Source organism: Salipiger bermudensis HTCC2601 (genome assembly GCF_000153725.1).
In the GTDB taxonomy this organism is placed as follows: Bacteria; Pseudomonadota; Alphaproteobacteria; order Rhodobacterales; family Rhodobacteraceae; genus Salipiger; species Salipiger bermudensis.
Genome location: NZ_DS022276.1, coordinates 1 through 15,000, shown reverse-complemented (window position 1 = coordinate 15,000; position 15,000 = coordinate 1). Strand labels below are relative to the sequence as shown.

Annotated in this window: 12 protein-coding genes, 1 tRNA gene and 2 rRNA genes (1 of these 15 only partly in view); 7 read left to right on the top strand and 8 right to left on the bottom strand. The window is 59.2% G+C overall.

Features of this window, described 5'->3' with window-relative positions; genetic code table 11:
- The 3 genes from R2601_RS00065 to R2601_RS00055 form a co-directional block, all read left to right on the top strand.
- A 23S ribosomal RNA gene (locus R2601_RS00065) occupies positions 1 to 2,795 on the top strand (it extends 104 nt beyond the left edge of the window).
- A gap of 193 nt (positions 2,796 to 2,988) precedes the next feature.
- Positions 2,989 to 3,103, top strand: a 5S ribosomal RNA gene (rrf, locus tag R2601_RS00060).
- 72 nt (positions 3,104 to 3,175) lie between these two features.
- Positions 3,176 to 3,252, top strand: a tRNA-Met gene (locus tag R2601_RS00055).
- Here the strand turns inward: R2601_RS00055 and R2601_RS25725 are convergent.
- The 5 genes from R2601_RS25725 to R2601_RS00035 form a co-directional block, all read right to left on the bottom strand.
- Positions 3,231 to 4,931 (bottom strand): recombinase family protein, encoded by a 1,701-nt coding sequence (locus R2601_RS25725; RefSeq protein ID WP_007791698.1) that lies wholly within the window; start codon positions 4,929 to 4,931, stop codon positions 3,231 to 3,233. The two genes, R2601_RS00055 and R2601_RS25725, sit on opposite strands and share 22 nt — an antisense overlap.
- The gene (locus tag R2601_RS00045) at positions 4,928 to 5,335 is read right to left on the bottom strand and encodes a recombinase family protein (protein ID WP_007791696.1); all 408 of its coding nucleotides are present in this window, start codon (positions 5,333 to 5,335) and stop codon (positions 4,928 to 4,930) included. Before R2601_RS00045 ends, R2601_RS25725 begins: the two co-directional genes overlap by 4 nt.
- Entirely contained in the window at positions 5,332 to 5,538 is a 207-nt protein-coding gene (locus R2601_RS26855; protein WP_195903833.1) for a hypothetical protein, read from the bottom strand. The genes R2601_RS00045 and R2601_RS26855 overlap by 4 nt, the downstream gene beginning before the upstream one ends.
- Before the next feature lie 383 nt (positions 5,539 to 5,921).
- The gene (locus R2601_RS00040; protein ID WP_007791693.1) at positions 5,922 to 6,359 is read right to left on the bottom strand and encodes a hypothetical protein; all 438 of its coding nucleotides are present in this window, start codon (positions 6,357 to 6,359) and stop codon (positions 5,922 to 5,924) included.
- Entirely contained in the window at positions 6,356 to 6,895 is a 540-nt protein-coding gene (locus tag R2601_RS00035; protein ID WP_007791691.1) for a hypothetical protein, read from the bottom strand. Before R2601_RS00035 ends, R2601_RS00040 begins: the two co-directional genes overlap by 4 nt.
- Positions 6,896 to 7,631: 736 nt before the next feature.
- Here R2601_RS00035 and R2601_RS25720 point away from each other — a divergent pair.
- The 4 genes from R2601_RS25720 to R2601_RS00020 all read left to right on the top strand — a co-directional run bounded on the left by R2601_RS25720 (position 7,632) and on the right by R2601_RS00020 (position 11,945).
- Entirely contained in the window at positions 7,632 to 8,999 is a 1,368-nt protein-coding gene (locus R2601_RS25720; protein WP_083793880.1) for an AAA family ATPase, read from the top strand.
- A complete protein-coding gene (locus tag R2601_RS25715; protein ID WP_083793879.1) occupies positions 8,996 to 9,856 on the top strand; it encodes a DUF4435 domain-containing protein in 861 nt (286 codons plus the stop codon). The genes R2601_RS25720 and R2601_RS25715 overlap by 4 nt, the downstream gene beginning before the upstream one ends.
- A 147-nt stretch (positions 9,857 to 10,003) precedes the next feature.
- The gene (locus tag R2601_RS00025; protein WP_050768397.1) at positions 10,004 to 11,332 is read left to right on the top strand and encodes a plasmid recombination protein; all 1,329 of its coding nucleotides are present in this window, start codon (positions 10,004 to 10,006) and stop codon (positions 11,330 to 11,332) included.
- A 151-nt stretch (positions 11,333 to 11,483) separates the two neighbouring features.
- A complete protein-coding gene (locus tag R2601_RS00020; protein WP_007791685.1) occupies positions 11,484 to 11,945 on the top strand; it encodes a hypothetical protein in 462 nt (153 codons plus the stop codon).
- Here the strand turns inward: R2601_RS00020 and R2601_RS00015 are convergent.
- The 3 genes from R2601_RS00015 to istA are packed head-to-tail and all read right to left on the bottom strand — an operon-like array spanning position 11,902 to position 14,908.
- Positions 11,902 to 12,462 carry a hypothetical protein gene (locus tag R2601_RS00015; protein ID WP_007791682.1) on the bottom strand — a complete coding sequence of 187 codons (561 nt, stop codon included), beginning with the start codon at positions 12,460 to 12,462 and terminating at the stop codon, positions 11,902 to 11,904. The genes R2601_RS00020 and R2601_RS00015 overlap by 44 nt on opposite strands.
- Before the next feature lie 53 nt (positions 12,463 to 12,515).
- Positions 12,516 to 13,385, bottom strand: coding sequence for an IS21-like element helper ATPase IstB (gene istB / locus R2601_RS00010; RefSeq protein ID WP_007791678.1), 870 nt, complete (start codon positions 13,383 to 13,385; stop codon positions 12,516 to 12,518).
- Entirely contained in the window at positions 13,382 to 14,908 is a 1,527-nt protein-coding gene (istA, locus tag R2601_RS00005) for an IS21 family transposase (RefSeq protein ID WP_040544143.1), read from the bottom strand. Before istA ends, istB begins: the two co-directional genes overlap by 4 nt.
- Positions 14,909 to 15,000: the final 92 nt, after the last annotated feature.

Sequence of the window (15,000 nt, the reverse complement as noted above, 5' to 3'; positions counted from 1 at the left end):
CCAGGAATTTCCGAATGGGGCAACCCACCTGATAATCTTCAGTTATTGCTTCGCAATAACCACACTCCGTGCCTGCTCAATGCAGGTACACCGATCCTTCGGATCGGCACTGGGCGTGGTGCGAGGCTCTTATCTGGGGGTTAAAACAGGTACTTTTAACCTGAATACATAGGGTTTTAAGAGCAAACCCGGGGAACTGAAACATCTAAGTACCCGGAGGAAAGGACATCAATAGAGACTCCCCTAGTAGCGGCGAGCGAACGGGGACCAGCCGAGCCTTGAGAGTGACCAGAAGGATCTGGAAAGATCAGCCATAGTGGGTGACAGCCCCGTATGGGAAGCTCGATAGGACGTATCAAGTAGGGCGGGACACGTGAAATCCTGTCTGAAGATCGGAGGACCACCTCCGAAGGCTAAGTACTCCTTACTGACCGATAGCGAACCAGTACCGTGAGGGAAAGGTGAAAAGCACCCCGACGAGGGGAGTGAAACAGTACCTGAAACCGAACGCCTACAATCAGTCGGAGCTTCCTTGCGAAGTGACGGCGTACCTTTTGTATAATGGGTCATCGACTTGGTCTATCTAGCAAGCTTAAGCCGTTAGGTGTAGGCGCAGCGAAAGCGAGTCTTAATAGGGCGTCGAGTTAGATGGATCAGACCCGAAACCGAGTGATCTAGGCATGACCAGGATGAAGGTAAGGTAACACTTACTGGAGGTCCGAACCCACACCTGTTGAAAAAGGTCGGGATGAGTTGTGCCTAGGGGTGAAAGGCCAATCAAACTCGGAGATAGCTGGTTCTCCGCGAAATCTATTTAGGTAGAGCGTCATCCGAATGCCCCGGGGGGTAGAGCACTGGATGGGTAATGGGGCCCCACAGGCTTACTGATCCTAACCAAACTCCGAATACCCGGGAGTACTAGATGGCAGACACACTGCGGATGCTAACGTCCGTAGTGGAGAGGGAAACAACCCTGACCTACAGCTAAGGCCCCCAATTCATGGCTAAGTGGGAAAGCAGGTGGGACGACCAAAACAACCAGGAGGTTGGCTTAGAAGCAGCCATCCTTTAAAGATAGCGTAACAGCTCACTGGTCTAATCAAGTTGTCCTGCGGCGAAGATGTAACGGGGCTCAAGCCATGAGCCGAAGCTTAGGATGCCGTAAGGCATGGTAGCGGAGCGTAGTGTGATATAGGATCTATCCTCTTCTGCATCCTTCGGGATGCAATGGAGGACAGGATCCTTTCAGTGAAGCCCGGGCGTGAGCCATCGGGTGGAGAGATCACTAGCGAGAATGATGACATGAGTAGCGACAAAGAGTGTGAGAGACACTCTCGCCGAAAGTCCAAGGGTTCCTGCTTAAAGCTAATCTGAGCAGGGTAAGCCGGCCCCTAAGGCGAGGCCGAAAGGCGTAGTCGATGGGAACCAGGTTAATATTCCTGGGCCATGTGGTGGTGACGGATCGCAGAGGTTGTCAGTCCTTATCGGATTGAACTGGCAGCTGAGCGGTCCCTGGAAATAGCCCCACTTTAGGACCGTACCCTAAACCGACACAGGTGGACTGGTAGAGAATACCAAGGCGCTTGAGAGAACGATGTTGAAGGAACTCGGCAAAATACCTCCGTAAGTTCGCGAGAAGGAGGCCCGGTTCCTAGGCAACTAGGGGCTGGGGGCACAAACCAGGGGGTGGCGACTGTTTACTAAAAACACAGGGCTCTGCGAAGTCGCAAGACGACGTATAGGGTCTGACGCCTGCCCGGTGCCTGAAGGTTAAAAGGAGGGGTGAGAGCTCCGAATTGAAGCCCAGGTAAACGGCGGCCGTAACTATAACGGTCCTAAGGTAGCGAAATTCCTTGTCGGGTAAGTTCCGACCTGCACGAATGGCGTAACGACTTCCCCGCTGTCTCCAACATCGACTCAGCGAAATTGAATTGCCTGTCAAGATGCAGGCTTCCCGCGGTTAGACGGAAAGACCCCGTGCACCTTTACTACAGCTTCGCACTGGCATCAGGATTGTGATGTGCAGGATAGGTGGTAGGCTTCGAAGCAGGGACGCCAGTCTCTGTGGAGCCAACAGATGAGATACCACCCTTCGCACTCTTGATGTCTAACCGCGGTCCGTTATCCGGATCCGGGACCCTGCGTGGCGGGTAGTTTGACTGGGGCGGTCGCCTCCTAAAGCGTAACGGAGGCGCGCGAAGGTTGGCTCAGAGCGGTCGGAAATCGCTCGTTGAGTGCAATGGCAGAAGCCAGCCTGACTGCAAGACTGACAAGTCGAGCAGAGTCGAAAGACGGCCATAGTGATCCGGTGGTCCCAAGTGGGAGGGCCATCGCTCAACGGATAAAAGGTACGCCGGGGATAACAGGCTGATACTGCCCAAGAGTCCATATCGACGGCAGTGTTTGGCACCTCGATGTCGGCTCATCTCATCCTGGGGCTGGAGCAGTCCAGGGTACGGCTGTTCGCCGTTTAAAGAGGTACGTGAGCTGGGTTTAGAACGTCGTGAGACAGTTCGGTCCCTATCTGCCGTGGGTGTAGGATACTTGAGAGGAGTTGCCCCTAGTACGAGAGGACCGGGGTGAACGATCCACTGGTGGACCAGTTGTCGTGCCAACGGCAGTGCTGGGTAGCTATGATCGGACAGGATAACCGCTGAAGGCATCTAAGCGGGAAGCCCCCCTCAAAACAAGGTATCCCTGAGGACCGTGGAAGACCACCACGTCGATAGGCCGGAGATGTAAGCATGGTAACATGTTCAGTTGACCGGTACTAATGGTCCGATAGGCTTGATTTGATCCAGTAACAGACAGGGACACAAACCTGACTGCGAACACTCAAAAGCATACACATACAGCGTACTCGACTGACAGCACCGCCCGACAGGGCAGGTTGATGAACACCCACCCGCAGTGACGGGATCTGGCAGCGCGCTTCGCGTCGCGAAACGCTCCCTGCCGCACCGTCTCTGCAGCGTGGTCTTTCCTTGGTTTGGTGGTCATAGCACGAGCAAAACACCCGGCTCCATTCCGAACCCGGTCGTTAAGTGCCGTCGCGCCAATGGTACTGCGTCTCAAGACGTGGGAGAGTAGGTCACCGCCAAACCTAGAAAAGACCACAAAACCGTATCTCTCTAAACGATCCACCCTGACCAAAACATAATCAGGGCAAAATCGCCGCGGGATGGAGCAGCCCGGTAGCTCGTCAGGCTCATAACCTGAAGGTCGTAGGTTCAAATCCTACTCCCGCAACCAACTTCCGCGAAAATATCGCCTCGGACGGCGTCGAGTTCACTCGGCGCCGATTTGCGTAGCATCTCCAAAAGATTACCCGACAGCTCCAGACGGTGGCCGTCTGCGTCCGCGTCCCAGTGGACGACCACGTGGTCGACGATCTCGTGCAACTCGTCGGCCGCGCGTCCGGCGACGGCCTCGTCGGAGAGGCTTGCGGCCAGGTCGGTCACCATTGCCCGATAGAGCTCTGGGAGGTTGTCCGGCAGCTCCACCGCCGACGGAACAATCTCCTCCCGCTTCAGCTTCATTGCTTTCAGCTCCGCGTCCACGGCGTTCAGTCGGGGCAGGAGGACCGCCACGGCGTCGCCGGTCTCGATCGCCCGCAGCAGGTTGCGGTGGCTGGTCTCGAGTTCGCGCACACGCGCATCGTGCAGGCGTAGCGTGTCCTCGGCCGAGCCTTGGCTCTGGGCCAGGTGCTTTTTGAAGCTCGTCTGGAAGGCCTCGTAGGCCTCGGGCTGCATGAGTTCACTCCGCAGGGCCGAGAGCACCATCTCCGAGGCGCGGGTCTCCTTGAGGCCGCGGAAGCCGGCGCACACGCTCTTGCCCTTCTCCTTTGCGTTGGCGCAGTAGTAGGCCTTGTATTTGCCGCTCCCGGCGACGGTCATCTTGCCGCCGCAGAGCCCACAGTGGAGCAGGCCGGACAGCAGATACTTGCGCCGGCGGAGCGATTGTCCGACGGACAGGTGGTTGCGGTCAGTGCTGCTCATCTTCGAGCGACGCTTTGCCTGGCTTTCCTGTCGCGTCTTCACCGCGTCCCAGAGTTCTTGGTCGACAATCCGCAGCTGCGGCACCTCGACGATCTGCCATTCACTTTCGGGGTTCAGCGTCGAGCGTTTCTTCTCGGTCAGCGGGTCCTTGCGGTAGCACAGACGGTTCCAGATGCGTCGCCCGATATAGAGCTCGTTGTTCAGGATGCCGGTGCCGCGTGTGCGGTTGCCGTTAATGGTGTTCTGCTTCCAATGGCCCGACGACGCGCGCTTGGTCCCGACGGAAGGGGAGGGGATACCATCGTCATTCAGGGCGCTTGCGATCGCGATAGGGGACATGCCGGCGGCATAGTCCCTGAAAATGCGGCGCACGACCGCTGCCTCGAGGTCGTCGATCGCCAGTGCGCCCTTATCCGGGGCGCCGCGCGCGTCAGTCCCCGGACGGTAACCGTAGATGCGGCCACCGCCGCTGCGCCCCGACATCACCTTCCCCTCGATACCACGGCGCACTTTGTCTGATAGGTCCTCGAGGAACATCGCGCTCATCATCGATGAGAGGCCGAGCGTCATCGCGTCGACCTTACCGCGCCCGATGGTATGGATCTCTACGTTTGCGTAGCGTGCGGCCTTGTAGAAGCCGGCGAGGTGTTCCTGGTCGCGCGAGAGCCGGTCGAGGGACTCGGTCAGCACGATGTCGAAGGCGTTGTCATGCAGCGCTTCGGAGAGGCGCGCGAAATCGGGACGCGTGCGACTTGAAGTGCCGCTGATGGCGCTGTCGGAAAAGCGCTCGACGATCGCCCACCCCCGCTGGTTCGCGTAGCGCGTGGCCTGCCGGAATTGATCCTCAATCGACATTGGGTTCTGCATGTCGGTCGAGTAGCGCGCGTAGAGCGCGACGCGGCGGGGGGATTTGTGGCTCGAATGCTGGTTCATGAACGGGTCTCCCGTGCGTCGTAGAGCGCCTTGATCAAGCTTCCGGCGCTTTTCGCGGGGTTCAGGATTGCGTCGAGATTGACCGTCTGCGTCGCGCAGCACAAGTCCGCCCCGTGCTGCTGGCAGAACCGCGCGAAGGCCTGAAGCCCCTCGGGATCGCGCGAGATGCGCGCCAGATCCGTCGCGATGATGGCTTGGGCCTCGCCGCCTGCAATCCGATCCCGAAGGATGGTCAGGCCGGGGGCGTCACTCACCCCGCTGACGCCGTTGTCGACAATGACTTGGAGGACGCGCCAGCCCCGCGCTTCGGCATAGTCGGTGCAGAGCTTGTGCTGCTCGGCGATGGCGGCGTCGCTCGAATGGGCCGCGCGCAGGTAGAGAAGGGCTGTGGTGTCGGTGGTCATGTTCGTCTCGTCGTCGGGCTGTGGCGCACACGGCGCGGTTGGCGGATATATCTGGAAAGATTGCGGAAATGATATGACCATCGCCAGACTTTCTCGTAGGTTGTGCTCATCGCGTCAGGCGTTGCGTCCTTTGCTTCCCGCTCCTGCGAGAGCTTGCGGACTGCGGCTTCTGCGAGAAGGTCGATCAGTTTGTCGAGCGGCATCGGCGGAGTCCTTTCCTGTTCGGGCGCAGAGCAACCGACAAGGCGGACACCCACCCGAGCCTTCGTGCACCGGTGACCGAAAGCGCCCGCGGAAGCTCCGTGGGCGCATTTTGCTTCAGTGAAAGAGCAGTGCTGCATGGACGAGGAGCAGCAGTATGATCGCCGCTCGGACGATCCACGTTGGATTCGCCCGCAAGATTTCGGTGACGACCCGTAGGTAGGGCATCTCAAGTTCTCCGTGTCGAGGTTCGTGGCGCGCCAGCGTTGTCGGTAGCAGCGACGGAGCATTGGTTGCCGGCGCGCCTGCTGCCGAAGTGATCCTGTTCCGGCAGGTGGGCCCGAAGGCCCTCAAGAGGCGGCGCCCTGGGGCGCCGCCGTTCGAGCTATTCCGAGCCGAGGAGGGTGGCCGCGACCCGTCTGGCTTCGACGGCGTCGAGGACGGCTGTGATGGCTGCATCGAGTGCGCGCAGTTCCGCCAACGCCTCGGTGAGCTCCGCAGCGCGGTGGTCGTAGCTTGTCTCCAAATGCCCTTCCGACGGATCGCTCTCGTGGGGCCGGAAGGTCTCGCGGCGCCCGGCCGCGATCTCCCGCTCGACCTGCATCATCAGGGCGTCGAGCTCGTCGAGGATCTCAGTCCGGAAGAGCCGGCTGGTCTCCAGCTGGCGCATGACGCGTTCGGCGCCGAGCCGCTTCGCCGGGTGTAGAAGGGGGTGCACGCTCTCCAGAATAGCAGCGTGCGTCCGTCGGGCTTGGCCGAGGGCATGTTCGACGAGAGCAGTCACACGGTCGGCGGTGGCGGGCATGATCGCTTCCTGGCTCATGCAGCACCTCCTGCGCGCGCAAGGCGTTTCGGTCGCCGTTTTTCCACAACGAGCGTGTCGGTCCGGCGGCGGTGACGTTCGGCAAGGCGCTCGGCGACAATATCGCGCTGCGCTTGGATACGAGCGCGCACATCGAGAAGCCGCTCGGCCGGTCTGCCAGAGAGGCGCCCCAGGACCGGCGAGCCTGTCTCGCGGCAGATTGCGAACCCGGAATTGTCGAGCGAGACCAGCATTCGTCGCTTGCCGATGAAACGCGTCGGGCGGTCGAGGCCGAACGTGGGAAAGTCGCACTCGTGCAGGGCATGCACCTCTTCGCCCCAGTTTGCGCGGCGCGGCGAGCTGGTGCCGTAGGCGATCAGCGCGAACCGTTTGCCGACCAGATCCTCGATCTCAAGGATTAGGCACGGCCGAGGCTTGGGCTTGTCGTTGGCCCCGGCCTTCCGGACCGGGAACCGGAAACTGACGATATCGCCGGGCGACAGGTGATTCTGCCAGTCGGGTGTCATCGTGAGAATGGTGTTCGTCGTATCGAGCATTGTCGGCTCCTTGCATGATGGATGTCCGACGCGTGTGACCTTCCCCTATATCCTCTCGGCCGGGGCCTGCCGCCGTGCGCGTCACGAGACGCGCGCACGGTGGTAGGGGCTGGCCCTGCTCACCTGTGCTGTATGCTTCCTTCGCTGATGGGAGAGTGTCGAGAGGGTGTCCCTTTCGACCCCGCCGGGAGGGCGAGCTGTGATGGGTTTGGGAAGAGGTGCGGAACGCTCTTCCCGGGAGTGGGAGAGGTTTGGAGGTGAGCGCGGAGCGGCCCTCCGGGAGCAGGGGGTCTTGGGGGAGTGCGGAACGATGACCCAAGCCCGTCGGGAGACGCCAGGGGGTGCAGGGGGAGTGGCGAACGATGACCCTGCCCTGGGAGTCCAGAGGGGTGGCGCGCACTCTGGTCCGGCTGAAGGCCCTTGGCGGGTGCGGGAGGGCGGAGCGCCTCCCGTGCGGCGCGTCAGCGCCGCCGGGGTCCGGGGGCGTAAGCCCCCGGCGAACGACAGCTGGAACGCAGGCCCGAAGGGCCGGAGTGCCAGCTGGTTAGTGAGTATGGGGCTGCGCGCATGTCACGACCAATCTCACGAATATGCTCTTTGAGAGGATAAGCTATCGCGTCGATCAAGTAACACGTCCATGCAAAGCGCGAGGACCACTTGTCGCCTGCATGATTTGTGGGGATAGTCCCACCAAGCCGGGCTGGCCCCAAAATTCGAACTTTTTATAGGCTGAGTTATGAAGCTTATCTCCTTCTCCGGAGTCGATCTAAATGGATACTTGGGTATCAATCTCAAGTTCGACGACACGCTAACATTTCTTACCGGAATCAATGGCACTGGTAAAACAACGGCTTTGAACTCTATCGCGGCATTGCTGATGCCTCGGCTTGATTATCTGGCTAGTCAGGAGTATTCGGAGCTATCTCTAACTATCGAGCACAACGGCGAGAAGGTGGTTTTTAAAGCCTTTCAAGAGTTTGGTGAAATTGTTCTTACTTGTTCGAAGTTTCCGGATGAAAACATTTCCTACAGTAGGTATGATGCGCAGGATGAAGATATTCCGCATTATAAGGCTCGTGAGCGTGAAGATGCGTATTACAATTCTATTCTTCAGGATAACACCCATCGGGGCATAATTGGATACCTCCAAGAACTTCCAACTCCGATGTTTCTTGGCTTGGATCGGCGAACTCGGACATTTGATCCGGATGGTTATATTGCGCTACGACATGCCCGGCGCAGACCGAGTCGGAGAAATATCTTTGGAAACTCACTTTCAGTGAGCCTGACGGAGGCGCTAGCCTTTGCCGCAGAGCACCAATCAAGAAATCGCCGAAGGAAATTCGTTCTCGACAGAAAGTTCCGAGATAACTTGGTTCTCGAGTTGCTTTCGATGCCTCCAGCCGGGATAAGAGCGTATCGTGAAGAAAGCGCTTCATTGAATTGGCGGGATTTGCAGGCTGCTAAAAAAAATATCTATAAGATTCCTGAGCTTCTCGGTCTTCCGCGTGAGGAGGTGATAAGTCGCATTGGGGATTTCTTTGAGTTCATTGAGGGGAGATTGCAGGCGGCTCGAAGTGAGGTCTCGAAAAGGAATGATGAGGGCATTTTGGGTGATCCGAGTTGGGAAGCACGCGTCGACCTGGCTCAAAACAAATCAAATATCGATAAGATAAACAAACTATCTTCGATGGTTTCTGAGTATACATCGGAGTCAGAGCGTATTGATAGCTCGATAACGGACTTTCTTGATCTAGCGAATTCTTTTCTTCGGGACAGTGGTAAGGAGCTGGAGTTCGATGAGTCCGGTGAGTTGGTGTTTTCCGCTGGAGATGGGCAGTCTCGCGAAATAACTGCGCTTTCTTCTGGCGAGATTCAGATTATCGTGATTCTAGCTCACTTGTATTTTAATCCGGAGACGAAAAGAGCGAACGTATTCATCATCGATGAGCCAGAGCTTTCCCTGCATGTTCAGTGGCAGCAAAAATTCGTCGAGTCGCTTCTTAAGGCGTCTGGTTCTACGCAGTTTCTGATGGCTACGCACTCTCCAACCGTCATCATTGGGCGTGTGAAGAAATGTATCGATCTGTCTCCTAAAAAATGAATACGACTGTAGTTTATCCCGTTGGAGTTGGTGAGGCGCTTGGGCACCTCAATGGAAGTCGGAATGACGTTGAAATATTCGTCGAGGATACGGCGAATATTAACATGTGGAGGACTTTGCTTCGAAATTTTCTTCCCGAGGGCGTTGCCTTTAACGACCCGATACCGCTTGGTGGTCGGCGCAGAGTTCTCGAAGAGTGTAGAGCCGATCAAGGTGATGATGGTCGTAGGAAGTTGTATATAATAGATGCGGACATGGATATCCTATATGGACGCGCTAAGCCGAGACTGAAGCACTTATATAGACTGCGTGCCTACTGTGTGGAGAATTATTTAATTCACGAACGCGGCTTGGTAGAGCTGGCTCAGTTGCTAAATGTAGATGTTTCTACGGCGGATGCAGAGGATCAATTGGACTTTCCGAGTTGGGTTCAAAACTTGGAGGGCCTTTTTGCACGACTTTTTGTAATGTTCGGGGTGAGTAGGTTATTGAGGCCGGAAATCAAAACGGTGAGTTTGCATTTCAGCCGTTTCTGCCCTAACGGTGCGCAGGCTGATCAACTTTGTGAGGCTTCAGTCTCTCGCTACTCTTATCAAGTGCTGCGAGAATTGAGGAGAACGCATACCAAAGAAGAGGTGGCGGCCTCAATCGCTGCCGTGTCGGAAAACGTTCGGAAGTTTAGTTTTCTCTCGTATGCTTCCGGTAAGAGCTATATTTTGCCACTGCTAATGGTGAGAATGCGCAGAGTTTTTGGACCTGGCTTGAATGTGGAACAGGCGAAAGTCGCCCTCGCGCGAGAGGTTGGCCAAAATGTCGACCCCTACCTCACTAAGAGGTTGAGAAAGCTCTGCCAATAAAAGCTTGTTTGATGCCGGAAACGTTGTCTGAAAATTCTCAAACAGCGTCTGCACGTCTGGCTTGCCCGGTGAGAAGATTTCTAAAAAACCTACTCCGTTAGCACCAATCGACCGAACTCCTGAGCTCTTATGCTCAGGAGTTCGCTGATGGACGGTTCAAACATCCAGACAGACTACCCCGTTGTGCTGCGGTTCGAGGGGCTTTACCCGCACCAGCTCGGCGGCTACGAGGCACATCGCCTTCGGAAGGGAGGAGATCTCGGTCACGTCAATTGCTCGCGATCAGATCTCAATCAAACGCTGATCGGTTCCGAGGACTGGGCAGCTCGTGCGCTCGACGAGATCGCGGAGATGACAGCAGACAATTTCGCTGCCGAACTGGCGTCGCTGGAGAAGCGAAAGCGGAAGAAGGACATTGAGCGACGGATCGTCGAGGGGCCGAAGCAACCTTGGCGTTCGACCCGGCATGGCCCGATGCGGGAGGTCATCCTCACAGTCAACAAAGACTGGTTCGATGGTGATCTCTCTGCGTTCTTTGGAGAGGGGGAGAACCAGCGAGAGCAACGATTTGGCGAGCTCGCGAAGGAATGGCTCATCGACAGCTTCGGCGAAGACGTCATTCATGCCCGCGCCGATCGGGATGAGCTTGCCTACCATGTCCATGCGGTGATCATGCCGCGGGCGAAGGTCGAGATTGCCAAGCCAAAGGCAAAGGTGCCGACAGCCAGCGCGACGCGTTGGATGCTACAGCCCTCCATCCATCCACTCATCAAAGACTACGAAGCGGCTCAGGACAGTGTTGGCCAGTGGTTCTCAGAGTTGGGCCTTGTCCGAGGGGAGCGGCGTGCGGAAGCTATCCGAAACGCTCGCAAGAACGGGCAGGAGACCCCGAAGCGCCGGTATCACGCCAAGACCTGGAAATGGCGAGCCGAGCAAGAGCTTCGTCTCAAGGCCGAGGCTGAGGCTTTAGCCGCCGAGAGAGCCGAGCTCGATGAACGGACTGGGCGTGTCGTCGAACGCGAGGATGAGGCCGAAACAGTGTTGGCGGTGGCCGAAGGCATTGCGTCAGGTGCGTTCGTTCTCGGCGGTGACAACGATGAATCCGCCTTGGTCGAAGCGCCAGACGCCCCGCCGCCCGAGGGCTCGGCCATCGAAGACTTGAGGCGTAGATCGGCACGCGGTTTCACACGGGCGGTGGGTATCTTCGGGCGTGCGTGGTCCCAAATGATTGGTCAGGCTCGGCGGAATGCCGATGCCCGCGTGTCTGAGGCAATGGATCAGATCAACCGAGCGGACGAAGTCCTCGTCGAGGCGACCTTGCAGTTGCCGGCAGAAAAGCAGTCTCAGGTTGCACGCATACGCCAGTCGATACCGGCGATGCTCCGTAGGTTGAAGCGGTCTGAGGCTACGCTGTCGAGTGGCTTCGATGAGACGCGCGCCGAGCGAAGCGATCCGGGTGATGAAGAAAAGTTATGATATTTAACAGTGTGTTGAGTTCAGTCTTCGAAAAAATTTGCCGTTTCCACGACTCGGTAGTGGGAAAGATTGCAATGTGATGATCAGCACTGGCCAGTGCCCTTCAAACCTTGACCTCCGCGGGGGCTAAAAATCGACAAAGGACACCACAATGACCAATCTTCTCGACCCCAAGTTCGCCGCCTCCAAGGCGTCGAGAAAAGAGCGACAACAGGCCAGTGAACCTCCCGTCACGGCGGCCACGGAGCGGGCCATGGCGACAATCCTCCGCTCGCTGAACAAGCAGGCGAAGAAGGAGGATGCCCAAGAGCGCCTTCGCGTGAAGGCGATCAACGACACGATGCCTGAGCTCATTGCTGCAATGGATGAGGAGTTTCTGGCACCGTTCTTCTTTGGACTGGAGCGGTTGGCGACGGCAGCGAACCGCAGGCGGATCGCGACACATCCGCTCCGCCCGGAGATTGTGGACGTGCTCCACGAAGAAGCCGACGCAGAAGAGGCGCGCGCGGCCGAGGAGGAAGAGAGGTCAAAAGCTCAACCGACTGACAGTGGCGCGAAGCCTGAAAAGGCTACGCCGAACGGTGCCGCGCCAGTGAGCGCGTCGACCACCTGATGCCTATGGGCCAAGCCGGGGGCGTAGCGATACGTCCCCGCGTGACCCGTCGCTCACCGGGCGACGGGAATAAGCAGCGTGGTTTTCGCCAAAGTGCAATGCGAGCTCCCGCAACCAGTTCTAACGAACTCGGATCGACATCCCCCAGCCCTCCGGGCTGGGCCTGAGCGATCATCGCGCTCAGCGCCCCCTCAAGCTCCAGCGTGATCCCCTTCGTCCCCGCGTCGTGATGCACCACAACGCGGTCGATCAGGCTGCGCAGCAGGTCAAGCGCCGGGGCGCGGATTGTCTCGTCCTTCAGCGCCTCTGACAGCTCCGAGACCTTGCTCCGATAGAGCTCCGCCAGCTTCGGATGAAACCGCACCGCGCTCGGGGCAGGGGCCTCCAGCTTGCGCTCCAGCTCGGCCTTCTCGTCTTCCAGCGCCTGCAGCTTTTGCAGCAGTCCCGCTGTCCGCAACCCGTCGGCGATGGCGTCGTAGAGTGTGGCGCGACATCGCAGTTGAGTGCTGGGCGACATCGCAGGTGGATGACGGTGACGTTTTTTGACGGTGCCGGTTTGCGGCCGTCAGATCAAGTTTCGATCTCGCTGCTCAATGTCGCTGGCCGCGAGTTGTCCTTCGCTGTGGCGATCTCCTTTTCGGGCTGTTGTTTGTCGCGGTCATCTTCGATGTCGCTGAGCGATGTCGCGGCGGCATAGGCGGCACGGCGTCGGTAGCTTTCGACGTTCATCTCGAAGATTGTTGCATGGTGAACGAGCCGATCGATGGCGGCGATGGTCATCGCCCTGTCGGGGAAGATGGCGTCCCAACCACTGAACGGCTGATTGGCCGTGATCATGATAGAGCGCCGCTCGTATCGTGCGGAGATGAGCTCGAAGAGGGCGCTGGTCTCGGCCTGATCCTTTCGCACGTACGACAGGTCGTCGAGGATGAGCAGGTCGAACTTGTCGAGCTTCGCGATCTCCTGAGTGAGCGCCAGGTCCTGCCGCGCCACTTGCAGGCGTTGGACCAGGTCCGACGTCCTTGCCATAAGCACACGGTACCCTCGTTGGATGAGTTCGTATCCGATGGCCCCCGCGAGGTGCGTCTTGCCCGAGCCGGGCGGGCCGAAGGCCAGCAAATTGTGCCCTGCCTGCAGCCAGCTGTCGCCTTCGACCAGCGCTCTGACGCGGGCCTGGCTCAAGGTGGGTACCGCCAGGAAGTCGAAGGCGTCGAGCGTTTTCCCTTGTGGCAGCCTTGCAGCGGCAAGATGGCGTTGGGAGTGCGGGCGCTGTTCCCGCTCGCTCAGCTCCAGCTCGCACAGCGCCGCCAACAAGCGTTCGGCCGGCCAACCCTCCTTGTCGGCACGGGTGCAGAACTCCGGCCAGAGGCGGGCAACCGTGGGCAGCCTGAGCGCCGTCAGTAAGGTAGGCAGTGTTGCGGTTTCCACGGTCATGCTCATGCGGCCGCTCCCTGACCCTGGATCAGGTCATCGTAACTGCCGGCAGAGGGGATGCAGACCGGGACATCGGGCCCACCATCGCCTTCGGTCCGCGTGAAGCGGGAGCGCAGTTCCTCGAGGACCGGAAGTTCGCCTCGGGCAAGGATTGCCGAGAGGGCCGCGGCCAATTCCGCCTCGCAGGTCTGATCATGGGCGAGCCACAGCAGGCCGACCATGATCCGGCAGGCTTGCCGCAGCGGTCCGGCAGCCGTCAGCGCGTCCCAGCATCGGCGGTATTCCGTGCGAGGGAAGAGCGCGTCGCGATAGGTCAGGTTGGCGAAGGCCTGAGGCTTGGCCCGCAAGCTGTGGATGACGTGATGGTAGCTAACGACATAGCCATGGCCCCCACGTCCGCCGGCAGGCGGGCGCCCGCGCGGTAGGGTCTCGAGGGGTGTGCCGCCGAGGAACAACTCCAGGCGATCATCGAAGATGCGCAGCTTCAGCTCGTAGCCGATCAGGCGAGAGTGAACGGTGTAGAACACCTTTCGGAACACGAAGCCGCCCGACGAGGTCACCCGCACGCGCGCCTCGTCGTAATCACAGCTACGGCGCGCCGGAAGCGGCTGCAGATGTGGCCGTTCGACCCTCAGGCGGTCCCGATGCCGTGCATTGTGGCGCGCGACAACCTGGGCCACGAAGTGTCGCCAGCCGTCCAACTCATCGAAGTCATGACTGCCACGCAGCAGCAGGGCCTGCTCCAAGCGGGTCTTGAGATGTCCGTGCCGGCTCTCGATAGACCCGTTTTCGTGTGCAATGCCGCGGTTGTTCCGGGTCGCTTCCATGCCGTAGTCGGCACACAGCGCGTCATAGCGTGTGCGCAGGTCCTCTCGGGCATCCCGATCGAGATTGGCGAAGGCGGCCGACAAGCTGTCCGTCCGATGTTCGCGCGGGGCGCCGCCGAGAAGCCATAGGGCGTTCTGCAATCCGCCAGCCAAGGCGGTGTAGCTCTCGCCGCCAAGCACCACCTCGGCATGCTCCCAGCCCGAGTGAACCAGGGTGAAGTGATAGATCCGATGCGCCAAGGGCACTCCGGCAATCGTGACGCCGAGCGCGCGCGCGTCGAAGAAGTCGGACATGCCCTCCCGTCCCGGCGGGTGTGACTGGCGGAAGATCACTTCCCTGTCCGGCCCGTGTTCGGCGCGCCAAAGCCGCATCCGGCGCTCCAAGGTGCGGCGCGCAGAGCTCAGGTCCCGGTCCGGATGACGGTACTGCATCTCCTCGAGCACCGCGATCGGCCGAAGGCCCGGTGTCGCTTCGATCAGCGGAACGATCTCTTCATCCCACAGGCCGGCCAAAGGGTCGGGCTTGCCGCCTCCGTGTCGGCGCTCACGTCGTTTCTGAGATGGAGGGCGGGGGTCACGTTCGATCCGGGCTCCGGTGCTGACGCTGAAGCCGGCTTTGGCAGCCGCAATCTTTTGCGTGTGATGCTGTCGAAGGGTCATGTAATCCTCGTGTTGTCGGTCGGTGATGAAACGGCCGGGCATCCGATCCTCTTCTTGGTCGTCGAAGATCGGACCACCCTGACCGCCGTCACCGCCAACCGCACGGGGTAAACCCGCGCGAGATTTTGGGGGAA